Genomic DNA, 16,988 nt, shown 5'->3' with positions numbered 1-16,988 from the left:
TTTTCTCCCTCTGCTGAGGGAGAGGGGATCTTTGTTGCTCCCTCTCCTGGGGGCGAGGGGAACTTTTTTTCTCCCTCTCCTGGGGGAGAGGGTCGGGGTGAGGGCGCCCAATAACACATACAAGAGCTGTCTTATGTCATCATCTCGTCCGGTATTTCGTTCCGGCTGGCTTCCTTATGCGCTAGTGCTGCCGCAACTGATTATCACCATTATCTTTTTCATCTGGCCTGCCGGAGAAGCGTTGTGGTATTCACTGCAAAATGTCGATCCGTTTGGTCTTTCGAGCACGTTTGTCGGGCTGGAAAATTTCAAACAGCTTTTCCACGACAGCTACTATCTCGACTCTTTCTACACCACCTTAATTTTCAGTGGATTAGTGGCGGGTAGCGGCCTGCTGGTGTCGCTCTTTTTCGCCGCTCTCACTGATTATGTCGTGCGCGGCAGCCGTATTTATCAAACCTTAATGCTGCTGCCTTATGCGGTGGCGCCGGCGATTGCCGCCGTGCTGTGGATTTTCCTGTTTAACCCGGGGCGCGGGCTGATAACCCACGTACTGGAAGAGTTTGGTTATCACTGGAACCATGCGCAAAACAGTGGTCAGGCGATGTTCCTGGTGGTGTTCGCCTCGGTATGGAAGCAAATCAGCTATAACTTCCTGTTTTTCTTTGCCGCTCTTCAGTCCATCCCGCGCTCGTTAATCGAAGCCGCATCTATTGATGGCGCCGGGCCGGTGCGCCGTTTCTTTAAACTTTCGCTGCCGTTGATCGCACCGGTGAGTTTCTTCCTGCTGGTGGTCAATCTGGTATACGCGTTTTTCGATACGTTTCCGGTTATCGACGCCGCAACTGGCGGTGGCCCGGTACAGGCGACCACCACGCTTATCTACAAAATTTATCGCGAAGGTTTTGCCGGACTCGACCTCTCGACATCGGCAGCACAATCCGTGGTGCTGATGTTCCTGGTCATCATCCTGACGGTTATTCAGTTCCGTTTCGTGGAACGTAAGGTGCGCTACCAATGATTGAGAACCGCCGTGGGCTGACAATCTTCAGCCACACCATGCTGATTCTGGGGATCATCGTGATTTTGTTCCCGCTGTATGTCGCGTTTGTCGCGGCGACGCTGGATAACGAAGCCGTCTTTCAGACGCCAATGACGCTGATCCCGGGCTCCCATTTACTGGAAAACATGGCCTGGATTTGGGTGCATGGCGTGGGGGCGAACAGCGCGCCGTTTGGCCTGATGTTGCTCAATAGTTTTGTGATGGCAATGGTCATTACCATCGGCAAAATCACGGTTTCCATGCTGTCAGCCTTTGCGATTGTCTGGTTCCGTTTCCCGTTCCGTAACCTGTTCTTCTGGATGATTTTTATCACCCTGATGCTACCGGTTGAGGTGCGAATTTTCCCGACGGTTGAAGTGATCGCCAGTCTCAAAATGCTCGATAGCTATACCGGCCTGACGCTGCCGTTAATGGCGTCGGCAACCGCGACCTTCTTGTTCCGCCAGTTCTTTATGACATTGCCCGATGAATTAATGGAAGCGGCGCGTATCGACGGCGCATCGCCAATGCGTTTCTTCCGCGACATTGTGCTGCCGCTTTCAAAAACCAATCTGGCGGCGTTGTTCGTCATCACCTTTATCTACGGCTGGAACCAGTATCTGTGGCCGCTGCTGATTATCAGCGACGTCAACCTCGGCACCGCCGTAGCAGGTATCAAAGGCATGATGTCTTCAGGCGAAGGCACTACCCAGTGGAATCAAGTGATGGCGGCGATGCTGCTCACGCTGATCCCGCCGGTCATTATCGTTTTAGCCATGCAACGTGCGTTTGTGCGTGGTCTGGTAGACAGTGAGAAATAACCCCATGGCAGGATTAAAATTACAGGCAGTATCAAAAACCTGGGACAACAACACTCAGGTGATTCAGCCACTGACGCTGGATGTGGCAGACGGTGAATTTATCGTGATGGTGGGTCCGTCAGGCTGCGGGAAATCTACGCTGCTGCGGATGGTTGCCGGGCTTGAACGCGTCACCAGTGGCGATATCTGGATTGATCGCCAGCGTGTCACTGAAATGGAGCCGAAAGAGCGCGGCATCGCGATGGTGTTCCAGAACTACGCGCTTTATCCGCATATGAGTGTGGAAGAAAACATGGCGTGGGGCCTGAAAATCCGCGGTATGGGCAAAGCGCATATTCAACAGAAAGTGGTGGAGGCGGCACGTATTCTTGAGCTTGATGGCTTGCTCAAGCGTCGCCCACGTGAACTTTCTGGCGGCCAGCGTCAGCGCGTAGCCATGGGGCGTGCCATCGTGCGCGATCCGGCGGTATTCTTGTTCGATGAGCCGTTGTCGAATCTTGATGCCAAACTGCGGGTGCAAATGCGTCTGGAACTCCAGCAGTTACATCGCCGCCTGAAAACCACCAGTTTGTACGTCACCCACGATCAGGTCGAAGCGATGACGCTGGCGCAGCGCGTGATGGTAATGAACAAAGGCGTCGCCGAACAAATCGGGACGCCAGTTGAGGTTTACGAACGCCCGGCAAGCCGCTTTGTGGCGAGTTTTATCGGCTCGCCAGCCATGAACTTGCTGGAAGGGAATATCAGCGCCGACGGCACGCGTTTTGAGCTGGCCGGCGGGATGGCGTTGCCACTGGGAAATGCGCAACGTTCATGGCAAGGACGTGCGGTGACGCTGGGTATCCGCCCGGAACATATTGCGCTAAGCTCACAAACCGCAGGCGGAGTGCCATTCAGGGTCGACACGCTGGAGATGCTGGGCGCAGATAATCTGGTGCATGGGCGCTGGGGCGAGCAAAAAATGGTGGTGCGTCTGTCCCACCAGGAACGTCCCCAGCCTGGCAGCACGTTGTGGCTGCATCTGCCTGAAAATCATCTGCATTATTTTAACAATGACAGCTTTGATAAAGAAAATGGACAACGTTTATGAGTCACTGGCCTTACCCAAAAATCGCTGCACATCGCGGCGGTGGCAAACTGGCACCGGAAAACACGCTGGCGGCGATTGATGTTGGTGCGCGTTACGGCCACACCATGATTGAGTTCGACGCCAAGCTTTCACAAGATGGGCAAATCTTCCTGCTGCACGATGACACGCTGGAACGCACCAGTAACGGCTGGGGGATAGCGGGGGATTTACCATGGGATAAACTGCTCAATGTCGATGCCGGCAGCTGGTTTAGCGGTGAGTTTAAAGGCGAGCAATTACCGCTACTGTCGCAAGTCGCGGCGCGTTGTAAGCAACACGCGATGATGGCCAACATTGAAATCAAACCGACGACCGGCACTGATGCGCACAGCGGAAAAGTGATAGCCCTGGCAGCAAAAGAGTTGTGGCAGGGGCAAACGGCACCGTTGTTATCTTCGTTTTCTATTGAAGCGCTGGAAGCGGCACAGCTCGCCGTTCCTGAATTACCGCGTGGGTTATTGCTCGATGACTGGCGTGATGACTGGCGTGAGCTGACGACGCTACTAGGCTGTGTTTCCATTCATTTGAATCATAAATTGCTGGATGAAACGCGCGTGCAGGAGCTCAAAGCGGCGGGATTACATATTCTGGTTTATACGGTGAATATTCCCCAACGAGCAGCAACGCTGCTGCGCTGGGGAGTAGATACTATTTGTACTGACCGTATCGACCAAATTGGCCCGGACTTTACGGGCTAAATGCCTGGCCAATGTCGGATGGCGCAAGCTTATCCGACTTACGTTATTGGGTGGATAAGCGAAAGCGTCATCCACCCTCTTCCTTACGGTCCAATCGTTTTCAGCGGAATACTTGGCTGTAGCGGTGCCGAGTGAGTCCCTTGCTTCAACATGCTGCCGTTGGTAGTCGGTTGAAGCATGTGTTCCTGACCGCTGTTTCCAGCGCCACTTAACATCCCACCGTTGTTATTAGGCAACGTCTGCGAATTGTTATTGATCTGCGATTCCAAATGCTGTTGTTGCACGCGGGTTTGCGTTTGTAACTGCTGATTCAACATCCCTTTTTGCTGAGTCTGCTGTGTTTGCATTTGCTGCTGCATCCGTTGCTGACTTGGGATCTGGTAATCCGGTTGATTTGGATTATTCAGAGTATTAATCGGCTGTGCCAAACAGGTAAATGGCAGCAACGCCGCCAGAACTAATATTTTTTTCATCGTCACTTCCTCCATTAGGGGGACCTATTAAGTTTACTCGTTATCCATAGTTACGAAGATTATTTAAGAATTATGGACCAGGCTGAATGGGGGATTGACTCGTCATCCTTTCGAATCAACGGGTAACAAATATGGAGAAAATAACGATGAAGCAGTGGAATACTATTCATACTGGAATTCTGCGCTGGATGACCATTCCTGCGCTCACGATAGGACTGTGCCTCTCTGTTAGTGCCGCACCGCCTCCGGTTGCTGCACCCGTATCCTACGGTGTTGAAGCGGATGTCTATCATCCTGTACAAGCGCAAAACGGTATGGTGGCCTCGCAAGATTCGCTGGCCACGCAAGTGGGTGTCGATATTCTGAAACAGGGCGGTAACGCGGTGGATGCCGCCGTTGCGGTCGGTTTCGCGCTGGCGGTAACGCATCCGCAGGCGGGTAATATCGGCGGCGGTGGTTTCATGATGTTGCGTACCAAAGACGGTAAAACCACCGCCATTGATTTCCGCGAAATGGCACCCGAAAAAGCTTCCCGCGATATGTTCCTGGATGCTGAGGGCAACGCGGACAGTAAAAAATCCCTGACCTCTCATCTTGCGTCCGGTACACCGGGCACCGTGGCGGGCTTCTCCATGGCGCTGGAGAAATACGGCACGCTCCCGCTGAACAAAGTTATCCAACCTGCGATCAAGCTCGCGCAGGAGGGTTTTACCGTGAACGATGCGCTGGCTGAAGACCTGAAGGTTTACGGCGCAGAAGTTCTGCCAAATCATGCAAACAGCAAAGCGATTTTCTGGAAAGCTGACGGTGAACCGCTGCAAAAGGGCGACAAACTAGTGCAGACCAACCTCGCCAAAAGCCTTGAAATGATTGCCGAAAATGGCCCGGATGCTTTCTATAAAGGGGCGATTGCGGACCAGATTGCTGAAGAAATGGCAAAAAATGGCGGCCTGATTAGCAAAGTCGATCTGGCAAATTACAAAGCGGTTGAGCGTACGCCAATTAGCGGTGATTACCGGGGTTACGAGATTTTCTCCATGCCACCACCGTCTTCAGGCGGCATCCACATTGTGGAAATCCTCAATATTCTGGAAAACTTCGACCTCGCCAAATACGGTTTTGGTAGCGCCGATGCCATGCAGTTAACGGCAGAAGCTGAAAAATATGCTTATGCCGATCGTTCGGAATATCTCGGCGATCCTGACTTTGTCAAAGTGCCGTGGCAGGCGCTGACCAACAAAGCCTACGCCAAATCGCTGGCCGAGCAGATAGACATCAACAAAGCGCGTCCATCGAGTGAAATTAAGCCCGGCAAGCTCGCGCCGTATGAAAGCAACCAGACCACGCATTTCTCGGTCGTGGATAAAGACGGTAATGCCGTGGCGGTGACTTACACTCTGAATACCGTGTTCGGGACGGGCATCGTGGCGGGAAATACCGGCATCCTGATGAACAATCAAATGGATGATTTCTCCGCTAAACCTGGCGTGCCGAATGTATACGGGCTGGTGGGGGGCGATGCCAATGCCGTCGGGCCGCATAAACGCCCGCTGTCGTCGATGTCACCAACCATCGTAGTAAAAGACGGGAAAACCTGGCTGGTAACCGGCAGCCCTGGTGGTAGCCGTATCATCACCACGGTGCTGCAAATGGTGATGAACACCATCGATTATGGGATGAACGTCGCCGAAGCGACTAACGCACCGCGTTTCCATCATCAATGGCTACCAGATGAATTGCGAGTGGAGAAAGGTTTTAGCCCGGACACTATCAAACTGCTGAAAGACAAAGGGCAAAATGTGCAGGTGAAAGAAGCGATGGGGAGTACGCAGAGTATTATGGTTGGGCCAGATGGCATGTTGTACGGTGCATCTGACCCGCGTTCTGTGGACGATTTAACTGCGGGGTATTGAGTTTCCCCCTCATCCCAGCCCTCTCCCAAAGGAGAGGGAGAAAGCCGTAGAGTGACTGTAGGGCGGATAAGCGCAAGCGCCATCCGCCATTAAATTACTCACACTTACATCGCGCCATAAAATACGCATCCACATACTGCCCGTCACGCAGCGCGTAGTTCTTGCCGGTGCCTTCAATCTCAAAACCGAATTTGCGGTACACCGCGATTGCCGGTTGGTTATCGACAAACACCGTCAACTCGATACGCTCGACGCGCAGCCAGTTATCACACAGGTCGGTCATCGCTGCCATCAACGCGCTGGCCACACCTCTGCCATGAAAATTGCTGTCCACGCCTATGCCGAAGTTTGCGACGTGGCTGCGGCGCGGTGATGGTTCTACTGCAAGCGTCAGTTGACCAACAACTTTTCTATCAATACAGGCGACCAGATTACGGCTGCCTGGTTTTGGTTCCTTCAAACGTTCTAGCCACTGGGCTTGCGGAGAATGAGGAATATGTAGCGTGTCGCGTTGCGGCGTCGGTTGAGAGTAAAGTTGATGCAGAGCTTCCGCATCACCGATTTCAGCATGACGTATCACTATCTCGCTCATTCCTTTTCTCCTCAAATGGTTAGGTAACCCTTTCAACATTATTGACTTTTTAGTTTTCGTCAACTGCTAACTTTTTCTAAAAAAAAGTAGACAAGTGCGAATGATAATGATTATTATTGCCATGCGTTCAGGGGAGACCCCTACGGAGATAACCTGAAAGCACGACATTGCTCACATTGCTTCCAGTATTACTTTAGCCAGCTCTGCTGGCTTTTTTTTTGCCCTTCTTATTTGAAGCTGTAGCTGTGTTGGCTGCGCGCTCTCACCCGAATCACTTCCATAAATAAGCTCATCGGGATTATTCCCCCTTTGGGGCCGCTGCAAGCAGCGTTCAAAACTCCTTACGGAGATTTTGTCGTTCCCTTGCCGCCTTGCTACAACGCCAACTCATTCGGGCAAACTTGTTTGTAGGGCGGATAAGCGCAGCGTCATCCGCCGCAAAATCACGGTGCCAAAAAACCAAAGAATGAAGTAGGGTAATTGCAATTCAAAGTCAAAAGGACAAAGCAATGACCCTACACTGCGCTTTTATAGGTTTTGGCAAAAGCACCACCCGCTACCACCTCCCTTACGTTCTGGTTCGCAAAGATAAATTCCACGTTGCCCATATCTTCCGCCGCAATGAAAAGCCCGAAATCGAGCAGCAGCCGCAATACAGCCATATTCATTTCACCAGCGTGCTGGACGACATTCTGAACGACCCGCAGGTAAAACTGGTGGTGGTGTGTACGCATGCCGACAGCCACTTTGATTATGCGAAACGGGCGCTGGAAGCGGGTAAAAATGTGCTGGTGGAAAAACCGTTTACCCCGACGCTTGCCGAAGCAAAACAACTGTTTGAACTGGCGAAATCGAAAGGGCTGACCGTTACGCCATATCAGAATCGCCGTTTTGACTCCTGCTTCCTGACAATGAAAAAAGCCATCGAAAGCGGCAAGTTGGGTGAAATTGTCGAAATAGAAAGCCACTTTGATATGTATCGCCCGGTTGCCGAAACCAAACCCGGATTACCGGCAGATGGCGCATTCTACGGCCTCGGCGTCCATACCATGGACCAAATCATCTCGTTATTTGGCCGCCCGGATCACGTCGCCTACGATATTCGTAGCGTGCGCAATAAAGCCAATCCAGACGATACCTTTGAAGCGCAGCTTTTCTATGGCGACATGAAAGCCATCGTGAAAACCAGCCATCTGGTGAAAATCGATTACCCGAAATTCCAGGTTCACGGCACCAAAGGCTCGTTTATTAAATACGGAATCGACCAGCAAGAAACCAGCCTCAAGGCATATATCATGCCGGGCGAACCAGGCTTTGCGGCTGACAACAGCGTTGGCCAGCTTGAGTACGTCAACGATGCGGGTGAAACCGTGCGAGAAGAGCTGAAACCAGAAATGGGCGACTACGGGCGCGTGTACGATGCGCTGTATGAAACCATTCTCAACGGCAAGCCCAATTACGTCAGAGAAATTGAAGCACTGACCAATCTTGAGATCCTCGAACGCGGCTTCGAGCAGGCTTCGCCTTCAACAATCACTCTCGCCTGACCTTAAAATTGACGCCTCAGACTCGTTCACATTTTTTGAACAGAGGCGTCAATTTTCACCCTCTATGATCATTTCCGATTCAGGTCCACACTTAGCCCATCAAACGAATTGCGGAGAAACAAAATGATCTTTTTAAGAAAAGCCGAAGAACGTGGTCACGCGAATCATGGTTGGTTGGACAGCTGGCATACCTTCTCATTTGCCAACTATTACGATGCCAATTTCATGGGTTTCTCGGCATTACGTGTGATTAACGAAGATGTGGTGGACGCCGGTGAAGGTTTTGGTACCCATCCGCATAAAGACATGGAAATCCTCACTTACGTGCTCGAAGGTGCCGTAGCACACCGCGATAGCATGGGTAACGAAGAGAAAGTTCCGGCGGGTGAATTCCAGATTATGAGTGCCGGTACCGGGATTACTCACTCCGAGTACAACCCAAGCAAAACCGAGCGTCTGCGCCTGTACCAAATCTGGATCATTCCAGAAAAAACTGGCATCACGCCGCGTTACGATCAGCGCCGTTTTGATGCGCCACAAGGTCGCCAGCTGGTACTGTCACCGGATGCACGTGACGGTTCGTTGAAGGTGAATCAGGATATGGAACTGTCGCGCTGGGCGTTGGCCAAAGATGAGCAATCTGTCTATCAAATTCCGGCAGATCGCCGCATTTGGGTACAGGTTGTGAAGGGCGATGTGTCGATTAATGGCACTCAGGCTAAAACCAGCGATGCCATCGCCGTATGGGATGAACAAGCGATTTCGATTCATGCCAACGAAGCGAGCGAGATTTTGCTGTTTGATTTGCCACCCGTCTGATAAATACCGATAGTTACCGGTCACAACCTTCCTTGAAACAGGGGAAGGTTGTGCTTTGTCCGTGCTAAACTTCGTTGTCGATAGTCAACTCACACAGCCAGACAATGAAAAAGAAAAGACCGGTATTACAGGACGTTGCAGACCGCGTTGGCATAACCAAAATGACGGTCAGTCGTTTTTTACGTAACCCTGATCAGGTTTCAGCCGCGTTACAGGTAAAAATTGCCGCAGCCCTTGATGAACTTGGCTATATCCCCAACCGTGCTCCAGACATTCTTTCCAACTCAACAAGTCGCGCCATCGGCGTGTTACTGCCTTCGCTAACCAACCAGGTTTTCGCGGAAGTGCTGCGTGGCATTGAAAACGTGATTGATGCTTACGGCTACCAGACCATGCTCGCTCACTACGGTTATAAACCGGAGTTAGAAGAAGAGCGTCTGGAATCAATGCTTTCCTGGAATATCGACGGTCTGATCCTCACTGAACGTACCCATACCCCGCGCACGTTGAAAATGATTGAGGTGGCAGGTATTCCCGTCGTGGAACTGATGGACAGCATTTCTCCTTGTCTCGATATCGCCGTAGGGTTCGACAACTTCGAAGCCGCGCGCCAGATGACTGCCGCGATTATTGCTCGCGGGCACCGCCACGTGGCTTATCTTGGGGCTCGTCTGGATGAGCGTACCGTGATTAAGAAAAAAGGCTACGAGCAAGCGATGCTTGACGCGGGTCTGGTGCCGTACAGCGTGATGGTTGAACAATCTTCGTCTTATTCCACCGGTATCGAACTGTTCCGCCAGGCGCGTCGTGAATATCCGCAGCTCGACAGTATCTTCTGTACAAACGATGACTTAGCCATCGGCGCGGCATTTGAATGCCAACGCCAGGGGCTGAGTATTCCGCAGGATATGGCGATTGCCGGTTTCCATGGTCACGACATTGGCCAGGTTATGGAGCCCCGCCTTGCCAGCGTATTAACGCCGCGTGAGCGTATGGGGCGTATTGGTGCTGAACGATTGCTGGCGAGAATTCGCGGCGAAACCGTCACGCCGCAGAGGTTAGATTTAGGCTTTACGTTGTCACCGGGCGGCTCAATTTAATTCCCCCGTCATTCTTCAAGGTGCAGGTGCGTTGGCAATATTCGGCCCAGTCACATAGTCATCTATGTTCCAGGGGACTTACGGTCTTGCTGCCTTCCTGCACCTCGATTTATTTAGGGGGAATGGCAGTGTTTTTTTGATTTAGTTCACAGTTATACGCTTTGCAAGCTAATGGTTATTGCTTATTGCGCAGTCAGCTTAGACAATGTTACCGATAACAGTTACCCGTAACAATTTCAATATTCCCAAAATAATTCGAGTTGCATCGCGGCGGCAAGTGAAGGAGTTCCGATGAGCTTAGTAACTAAGTGATTCGGACCAGTGAATGCAGCCAACAAAGATGCAGCTTGAAGTATGAAGGGTATAACAGTCGGAGCTTCGCTATGAGTACTACCAACCATGACCACCACATCTACGTCCTGATGGGCGTCTCTGGCAGCGGTAAATCTGCTGTCGCAAGCGAAGTTGCACACCAACTCAACGCGGCATTTCTTGACGGCGATTTCCTGCACCCCCGTTGCAACATCATGAAAATGGCCTCCGGTGAGCCACTCAACGATGAAGATCGCAAGCCGTGGCTGCAAGCCTTAAACGATGCGGCTTTCGCTATGCAGCGCACCAACAAAGTCTCCCTGATTGTTTGCTCCGCCCTGAAAAAAGTCTATCGCGACCAATTACGCGAGGGTAATCCGAATCTCTCTTTCATCTACATGAAAGGCGATTTCGAGGTGATTGAAAACCGTCTGAAAGCGCGTAAAGGCCACTTCTTTAAAACGCAGATGCTGGTGACGCAGTTCGAAACGTTGCAAGAACCTCAGTCAGACGAACCGGATGTTGTCGTAGTGGATATCGACCAGACGCTTGAAGGCGTGGTGGCCAGCACTATTGATGTGATTAATAAAGGCCGAGTGTAGTGAGTACATTAACGCTTGTTTTAACTGCTGTTGGGTCAGTTTTACTGTTGTTATTTTTAGTGATGAAGGCGCGTATGCACGCTTTCGTGGCTTTGATGGTAGTTTCCATTGGTGCAGGGATATTTTCCGGCATGCCGCTAGATAAAATCGCGGCAACCATGGAAAAAGGGATGGGCGGCACGCTCGGCTTTCTGGCTATCGTGGTCGCGCTCGGGGCGATGTTTGGCAAGATCCTTCATGAAACCGGCGCGGTAGACCAGATTGCGGTCAAAATGCTGAAGTCTTTTGGTCACAGCCGCGCGCATTATGCGATTGGCCTGGCAGGTCTGATTTGCGCGCTGCCGCTGTTCTTCGAAGTCGCCATTGTGCTGCTGATCAGTGTGGCCTTTTCTATGGCGCGCCATACCGGCACTAACCTCGTTAAACTGGTTATTCCTCTGTTTGCGGGCGTCGCAGCCGCTGCGGCATTTCTGCTGCCAGGGCCTGCGCCGATGTTGCTGGCCTCCCAGATGCATGCCGATTTTGGCTGGATGATCCTGTTGGGCCTGTGCGCTGCCATTCCGAGCATGATTATTGCCGGGCCGCTGTTTGGTAACTTCATCAGCAAATACGTCGAGCTGCATATTCCTGACGACATCACCGAGCCGCATCTGGGCGAAGGTAAGCTGCCATCGTTCGGTTTCAGCCTTTCGCTGATCCTGCTGCCGCTGGTGTTGGTGGGAATGAAAACCATCGCCGCGCGTTTCGTTGAGCAAGGTTCCACATTGTATGAATGGCTTGAATTTATCGGCCACCCGTTCACCGCGATTCTGGTTGCCTGCCTGGTGGCAATTTACGGTCTGGCGTATCGTCAGGGTATGGCGAAAGAGAAGGTGATGGAAATCTGTGGCCACGCGCTGCAACCAGCGGGCATCATCCTGCTGGTTATCGGTGCGGGTGGCGTGTTCAAACAAGTGCTGGTGGATTCAGGTGTTGGCCCGGCACTGGGCGAAGCGCTGACAGGCCTGGGCTTGCCGATTGCGGTGACCTGCTTCGTGCTGGCGGCAGCGGTGCGTATTATCCAGGGTTCTGCAACCGTGGCGTGTTTGACCGCAGTTGGCCTGGTGATGCCGGTTATCGAACAGCTTAATTACAGTGGTGCACAAATGGCAGCATTGTCTATTTGTATCGCAGGCGGTTCTATCGTTGTGAGTCACGTTAACGATGCGGGTTTCTGGTTATTCGGTAAATTTACCGGTGCCACAGAAGCGCAAACCCTGAAAACCTGGACCATGATGGAAACCATCCTGGGCACCACCGGTGCGATTGTCGGGATGATTGCCTTCTCGCTGTTGTCCTGAGATTGAATGGTGGATGACGCTGCGCTTATCCACCCTACGGCTGCGTAATGACGATTGTATGATGGCATTTGTAGGTCGGATAAGCGCTGCGCTTATCCACCCTACGGCTGCGTAATGACGATTATATGATGGCATTCGTAGGTCGGATAAGCGCAGCGTCATCCGACATTAATCTGACGCTCTGGAAACCCAGAGCGTCATGCTTTTGAAGAGATAAAACTCACGACATCAGCGGCAACAACTGCTGATAAATCTGGTTAAACACTTTACGACGCCCTTGATAGCGCTCATGTCGTGCCATGTCTGGCTTATGTTGTTGCTCAAGCGGTAACTGCGGCAGCAACGCTTGTAGAGGTTTCTCCGGCGACATCGCGATTTGCGCCAGACGAGCCGCGCCAAGCGCCGGACCGACATCCCCACCCGTACGATAATCCAGCGTTTGCCCACTGATATCCGCCAGCATTTGCCGCCAGTACGGGCTACGCGCACCGCCTCCAATCAGCGTGACACTTTGCGGCGTGACTCCGCACGAATGCACCACATCCATCCCGTCCGCTAATGCATAACCCACACCTTCCAGCACTGCGCGAGCCAGTTCTGCTGGTCCATGCTGATGAGTCAGGCCAAAGAAAACGCCTTTTGCTTGCGGATTATTGTGCGGAGTGCGCTCACCAGACAGATACGGCAGGAACCAGACATCTCCCGCATCGTCATTAGAATTTTCAGCGGCTTCCAGCAATGCCGGAACGCTACCCAGGCCCGTTAATTTCGCGGCCCAATCGAGACACGATGCGGCGCTAAGCATCACCGACATGAGATGCCAGCGATCGGGTAAAGCGTGGCAGAAGCTGTGGACGGCACTTTCCGGTTTACTGCGAAAACCATCGCTGACCGCGAAGTAAACGCCTGAGGTACCCAGCGATAACATCGCCTGCCCAATATCCATCATGCCGACACCGACGGCACCCGCGGCGTTATCGCCACCGCCTGCCACTACCGGTACTGCAGGCATATTCCACGCCTGTGCGACATCGGCTTTCAAGTTGCCGGTAACTTCACATCCTTCGTATAAATCAGGCATTTGCTTGCGGCTCAACTGACATGCATCGAGCATTTTATCGCTCCAGTCTCGCTTCGCCACATCCAGCCACATGGTGCCTGCCGCATCGGACATATCGCTGGCAAAAACACCGCACATCCGCAATCGCAGATAATCCTTCGGTAACAGCACTTTATCGATCTGCGCGAAAACCTCAGGCTCGTGGCGCTTCACCCAAAGCAGTTTTGGCGCGGTAAAGCCCGGCATCATCAGGTTGCCAGTAATTTCACGAGAGTTCGGTACGCTTGCTTCCAGCAAGGCGCACTCTTCTCCACAACGTCCGTCGTTCCACAAAATCGCCGGGCGTAAAACGTTCTGCTGGTTATCCAGTAATGTTGCGCCGTGCATTTGCCCCGCAATCCCCAGCGCTTTTACATCCTTTAGAGAATGCTGTTCGCCGAGTGCTTTCATGGCACGGTCTGTTGCTTGCCACCAGTGCTCTGGATCTTGCTCCGACCATAACGGATGCGGACGAGACACCGTCAGCGTTTCAGTGCGTGTTGCCAGCACCTCGCCTTGCTCTCCGAGCAAAATCGCTTTAACACCCGAGGTGCCGAGATCGATTCCGATATACATAGTGGCCGTTCCTTGCAAGAGGTTTGGTTTCGAAATAGTAGGGTGGATGAGCGTTAGCGTCATCCACCCTTTTGCAACAGCATTGTCGGGGGTGCTACGCTTGCCCGACCTACAAAAGTATTTCGTAGGGTGGATAAGCGTTAGCGCCACCCACCACATTGGTCATGGCTTAAATTTATTTGTCGAACAGATAATGATTCACCAGGTTTTCCAGCAACTCCTGGCGACCGCTCTGATGCTGCGGATTCAGGTCATGTTGTTCAGCGTACTGCGCAATTTGTGAAAGTGACATTTGGCCTTTCAGAATTTGCTGGCCAAGTTCACCATTCCAACCGGCATAACGCTTCGCAACGCGTTTATCCAGCTCGCCATCTTCAATCATGCGTGCAGCAATTTTCAGCGAAAGCGCCATCACATCCATCGCACCGATGTGGCCATAGAACAGGTCATATTTATCGGTACTCTGACGACGAACTTTGGCGTCAAAGTTCAGGCCGCCCGTGGTGAAACCGCCTGCTTTCAGGATTTCGTACATTATCAGCGAGTTTTCTTCCACGCTGTTCGGGAACTGGTCTGTATCCCAACCCAGTTGCGGGTCGCCACGGTTGGCATCGACGGAACCAAAGATCCCCAGGGCAATGGCGCTGGCGATTTCATGATGGAAAGAGTGGCCCGCGAGTGTCGCGTGGTTCGCTTCAATGTTTACTTTGATCTCTTTTTCCAGACCAAACTGCTTCAGGAAACCGTAGACCGTCGCAACATCGTAATCGTATTGATGCTTGGTTGGTTCTTGCGGTTTTGGTTCAATAAGCAACGTGCCACGGAAACCAATTTTGTGTTTGTGCTCAACCACCATCTGTAAGAAGCGGCCAATTTGCTCACGCTCCTGACGCAAATCGGTATTGAGCAGGGATTCGTAGCCTTCACGACCGCCCCACAGCACATAGTTTTCGCCACCCAATTGGTGAGTCGCATTCATCGCGGTAACGACTTGTGTTGCCGCCCAGGAGAAGATTTCCGGGTCTGGACTGGTCGCCGCACCGGCGCCATAACGCGGATTGGTAAAGCAGTTGGCGGTACCCCACAGCAATTTCACGCCGCTTTCCTGCTGTTTTTGCGCCAGCACTTCGGTCATTTTCGCGAAATTATTCAGGTACTCTTTCAGTGACGCCCCTTCTGGAGAAACGTCCACATCGTGGAAGCAGTAATACGGAACGTTCAGCTTGTGGAAGAATTCGAAGGCCACATCCGCTTTTAGTTTTGCCAGACCTAATGCGTCGCCTGCTTGCTGCCACGGACGTTCAAAGGAACCGGCACCAAACATATCTGCCCCATTCCAACAGAAGTTATGCCAGTAACAAGCAGCAAAACGCAGGTGTTCTTCCATACGTTTGCCCAGCACGATTTCGTCTGGGTTGTAGTGTCGAAATGCCAGCGGGTTAGCGGTTTTAGGGCCTTCAAAACGTACACGTTCAAGTTGGTCGAAATAGGCTTGCATAATTGACTCCGTCATTTTTGGTATAGCAAGTAAGCGATTCTGTAACCATCCTGTATTTTCCCTGGAGTTTGCTCAATTACGTTATTTCACACTGCGATTAAGAGAATGCTCAAATGTGCGCTGCCTCGCAAAAAAGGCTGAAATTAATCAAAGAAACATCTCGAGCGTTATTCCAATAAATATTGCAAGGAATGAGATTGTTAAATTAAAAGACGATCGCCATCATAAATTAACAATTAAACCAAAAAACATAATGAGAAGATAAAAATCTGTAATTGCTGGAATGGCAATCACAGATAACAATTCCCCCGGTCAACAGTTGTTAATAATTTTTAATCCGATTTATCCCACCCTACACAGGTATAAAAAAATGAGAATGAAGATTAAGAACCTCTTACTAACGTTGTGTGCCTCACTCGTTCTAACCAGTACCTGCAGCATCGCAAAAGAAGTTAAGATCGGCATGGCAATCGATGATTTACGTCTCGAACGCTGGCAGAAAGACCGCGATATTTTTGTTAAGAAAGCCGAATCTCTGGGGGCGAAAGTCTTTGTTCAGTCCGCTAATGGCAACGAAGAAACGCAAATGTCGCAAATAGAAAACATGATCAACCGTGGTGTGGATGTGCTGGTCATTATTCCTTACAACGGGCAAGTATTAAGCAACGTGATTGCGGAAGCCAAAAGAGAGGGGATAAAAGTATTAGCTTACGATCGCATGATTAATAATGCCGATATTGATTATTATATTTCCTTTGATAATGAAAAAGTCGGTGAGCTTCAAGCGCAAAGTATTGTTAATAAAGTCCCTTCTGGTAATTATTTTTTGATGGGCGGCTCACCTGTTGATAATAATGCTAAGTTATTCCGCGAAGGGCAGATGAAGGTATTAAAACCCTATATTGATAGCGGGAAAATAAAAGTCGTCGGCGATCAATGGGCTGATGGTTGGTTGCCTGAAAACGCATTGAAAATCATGGAAAATGCGCTGACAGCGAATAACAATAAAATTGATGCAGTGGTGGCGTCAAACGATGCGACGGCAGGTGGCGCAATCCAGGCATTAAGTGCCCAGGGGCTGGCAGGCAAAGTGGCGATTTCCGGCCAGGACGCAGATTTAGCCGGGGTGAAACGTATTATTGCCGGTACGCAGACTATGACGGTTTATAAGCCCATCACCAAGCTTGCGAATACCGCTGCCGAAATTGCCGTGGAATTAGGCGAAGGTAAGCAACCCGCTTCAGATGCCATGCTTAATAACGGCGTTAAAGATGTCCCGTCACGCCTTTTGACCCCAATCGAAGTCGATAAAGCCAATATCGACAGCACCGTTGTGGCAGACGGTTTCCATAAGAAAAACGAGCTATAGCCTACTGCGCCCGTGGTTTACCACGGGCAATACCCTTAAAACAGGTTAAGGAGTCGCT

General features: G+C 51.4%; 15 protein-coding genes. 11 read left to right on the top strand and 4 right to left on the bottom strand.

The features are described 5' to 3' along the window. The first annotated feature begins 133 nt into the window (after positions 1-133). Genes ugpA through ugpQ form a run of 4 tightly spaced genes read left to right on the top strand, consistent with a single transcriptional unit; the run spans position 134 to position 3,690 of the window. Positions 134-1,021 (top strand): sn-glycerol-3-phosphate ABC transporter permease UgpA, encoded by an 888-nt coding sequence (gene ugpA / locus WBL83_RS20260; protein WP_424590813.1) that lies wholly within the window; start codon positions 134-136, stop codon positions 1,019-1,021. After that, a complete protein-coding gene (ugpE, locus tag WBL83_RS20255; RefSeq protein ID WP_424590812.1) occupies positions 1,018-1,863 on the top strand; it encodes a sn-glycerol-3-phosphate ABC transporter permease UgpE in 846 nt (281 codons plus the stop codon). Before ugpA ends, ugpE begins: the two co-directional genes overlap by 4 nt. A 4-nt stretch (positions 1,864-1,867) precedes the next feature. Beyond that, positions 1,868-2,953 (top strand): sn-glycerol-3-phosphate import ATP-binding protein UgpC, encoded by a 1,086-nt coding sequence (locus WBL83_RS20250; RefSeq protein WP_424590811.1) that lies wholly within the window; start codon positions 1,868-1,870, stop codon positions 2,951-2,953. Continuing rightward, positions 2,950-3,690 carry a glycerophosphodiester phosphodiesterase gene (gene ugpQ, locus WBL83_RS20245; RefSeq protein ID WP_424590810.1) on the top strand — a complete coding sequence of 247 codons (741 nt, stop codon included), beginning with the start codon at positions 2,950-2,952 and terminating at the stop codon, positions 3,688-3,690. The genes WBL83_RS20250 and ugpQ overlap by 4 nt, the downstream gene beginning before the upstream one ends. 83 nt (positions 3,691-3,773) lie before the next feature. Here the strand turns inward: ugpQ and WBL83_RS20240 are convergent, their stop codons facing one another. Beyond that, positions 3,774-4,163, bottom strand: coding sequence for a DUF2756 family protein (locus tag WBL83_RS20240; protein WP_424590809.1), 390 nt, complete (start codon positions 4,161-4,163; stop codon positions 3,774-3,776). A gap of 146 nt (positions 4,164-4,309) precedes the next feature. On the opposite strand from WBL83_RS20240, the gene ggt reads away from it, so the two are divergent. Next, complete coding sequence (ggt, locus tag WBL83_RS20235; RefSeq protein WP_424590808.1) at positions 4,310-6,076, top strand: gamma-glutamyltransferase; 1,767 nt, start codon at positions 4,310-4,312, stop codon at positions 6,074-6,076. 94 nt (positions 6,077-6,170) lie between these two features. Here the strand turns inward: ggt and yhhY are convergent, their stop codons facing one another. Further along, on the bottom strand, positions 6,171-6,668 hold the full coding sequence (gene yhhY / locus WBL83_RS20230) for an N-acetyltransferase (RefSeq protein ID WP_424590807.1): 498 nt from the start codon (positions 6,666-6,668) through the stop codon (positions 6,171-6,173). 509 nt (positions 6,669-7,177) lie between these two features. Between yhhY and WBL83_RS20225 the strand changes: the two genes are divergently transcribed. From WBL83_RS20225 to gntU, 5 genes are all read left to right on the top strand, one after another. Then, on the top strand, positions 7,178-8,215 hold the full coding sequence (locus tag WBL83_RS20225; RefSeq protein WP_424590806.1) for an oxidoreductase: 1,038 nt from the start codon (positions 7,178-7,180) through the stop codon (positions 8,213-8,215). 123 nt (positions 8,216-8,338) lie between these two features. Continuing rightward, positions 8,339-9,034, top strand: coding sequence for a pirin family protein (locus tag WBL83_RS20220; RefSeq protein ID WP_424590805.1), 696 nt, complete (start codon positions 8,339-8,341; stop codon positions 9,032-9,034). Between the two features lie 104 nt (positions 9,035-9,138). Further along, complete coding sequence (gntR, locus tag WBL83_RS20215; RefSeq protein WP_424590804.1) at positions 9,139-10,134, top strand: gluconate operon transcriptional repressor GntR; 996 nt, start codon at positions 9,139-9,141, stop codon at positions 10,132-10,134. Positions 10,135-10,517: 383 nt separating this feature from the next. Beyond that, positions 10,518-11,048, top strand: a complete 531-nt coding sequence (gene gntK, locus WBL83_RS20210) for a gluconokinase (protein WP_424590803.1) — start codon at positions 10,518-10,520, stop codon at positions 11,046-11,048. Beyond that, positions 11,048-12,388, top strand: coding sequence for a gluconate transporter (gntU, locus tag WBL83_RS20205; protein WP_424590802.1), 1,341 nt, complete (start codon positions 11,048-11,050; stop codon positions 12,386-12,388). The genes gntK and gntU overlap by 1 nt, the downstream gene beginning before the upstream one ends. Before the next feature lie 220 nt (positions 12,389-12,608). Here the strand turns inward: gntU and xylB are convergent, their stop codons facing one another. Beyond that, positions 12,609-14,063, bottom strand: coding sequence for a xylulokinase (xylB, locus tag WBL83_RS20200; RefSeq protein WP_424590801.1), 1,455 nt, complete (start codon positions 14,061-14,063; stop codon positions 12,609-12,611). A 175-nt stretch (positions 14,064-14,238) separates the two neighbouring features. Further along, positions 14,239-15,561 carry a xylose isomerase gene (gene xylA, locus WBL83_RS20195; protein WP_424590800.1) on the bottom strand — a complete coding sequence of 441 codons (1,323 nt, stop codon included), beginning with the start codon at positions 15,559-15,561 and terminating at the stop codon, positions 14,239-14,241. A gap of 376 nt (positions 15,562-15,937) precedes the next feature. On the opposite strand from xylA, the gene xylF reads away from it, so the two are divergent. Then, the gene (xylF, locus tag WBL83_RS20190) at positions 15,938-16,930 is read left to right on the top strand and encodes a D-xylose ABC transporter substrate-binding protein (RefSeq protein ID WP_424590902.1); all 993 of its coding nucleotides are present in this window, start codon (positions 15,938-15,940) and stop codon (positions 16,928-16,930) included. Positions 16,931-16,988 lie beyond the last annotated feature (58 nt).

It is taken from the genome of Buttiauxella sp. (assembly GCF_049686335.1).
GTDB lineage: Bacteria > Pseudomonadota > Gammaproteobacteria > Enterobacterales > Enterobacteriaceae > Buttiauxella.
Note: the sequence above shows the minus strand (reverse complement) of the source record. Positions and strands in the feature narration are given on the sequence as shown.

What these genes read in the sequence shown, in the direction of transcription:
- ugpQ (WP_424590810.1), top strand. Translation starts at nt 2,950, where the DNA reads ATGAGTCACTGGCCTTACCCAAAAATCGCTGCACATCGCGGCGGTGGC.
- WBL83_RS20250 (WP_424590811.1), top strand. Translation starts at nt 1,868, where the DNA reads ATGGCAGGATTAAAATTACAGGCAGTATCAAAAACCTGGGACAACAAC.
- gntR (WP_424590804.1), top strand. Translation starts at nt 9,139, where the DNA reads ATGAAAAAGAAAAGACCGGTATTACAGGACGTTGCAGACCGCGTTGGC.
- WBL83_RS20220 (WP_424590805.1), top strand. Translation starts at nt 8,339, where the DNA reads ATGATCTTTTTAAGAAAAGCCGAAGAACGTGGTCACGCGAATCATGGT.
- ugpE (WP_424590812.1), top strand. Translation starts at nt 1,018, where the DNA reads ATGATTGAGAACCGCCGTGGGCTGACAATCTTCAGCCACACCATGCTG.
- WBL83_RS20225 (WP_424590806.1), top strand. Translation starts at nt 7,178, where the DNA reads ATGACCCTACACTGCGCTTTTATAGGTTTTGGCAAAAGCACCACCCGC.
- ggt (WP_424590808.1), top strand. Translation starts at nt 4,310, where the DNA reads ATGAAGCAGTGGAATACTATTCATACTGGAATTCTGCGCTGGATGACC.
- gntK (WP_424590803.1), top strand. Translation starts at nt 10,518, where the DNA reads ATGAGTACTACCAACCATGACCACCACATCTACGTCCTGATGGGCGTC.
- xylB (WP_424590801.1), bottom strand. Translation starts at nt 14,063, where the DNA reads ATGTATATCGGAATCGATCTCGGCACCTCGGGTGTTAAAGCGATTTTG.
- xylF (WP_424590902.1), top strand. Translation starts at nt 15,938, where the DNA reads ATGAAGATTAAGAACCTCTTACTAACGTTGTGTGCCTCACTCGTTCTA.
- xylA (WP_424590800.1), bottom strand. Translation starts at nt 15,561, where the DNA reads ATGCAAGCCTATTTCGACCAACTTGAACGTGTACGTTTTGAAGGCCCT.
- WBL83_RS20240 (WP_424590809.1), bottom strand. Translation starts at nt 4,163, where the DNA reads ATGAAAAAAATATTAGTTCTGGCGGCGTTGCTGCCATTTACCTGTTTG.
- ugpA (WP_424590813.1), top strand. Translation starts at nt 134, where the DNA reads ATGTCATCATCTCGTCCGGTATTTCGTTCCGGCTGGCTTCCTTATGCG.
- yhhY (WP_424590807.1), bottom strand. Translation starts at nt 6,668, where the DNA reads ATGAGCGAGATAGTGATACGTCATGCTGAAATCGGTGATGCGGAAGCT.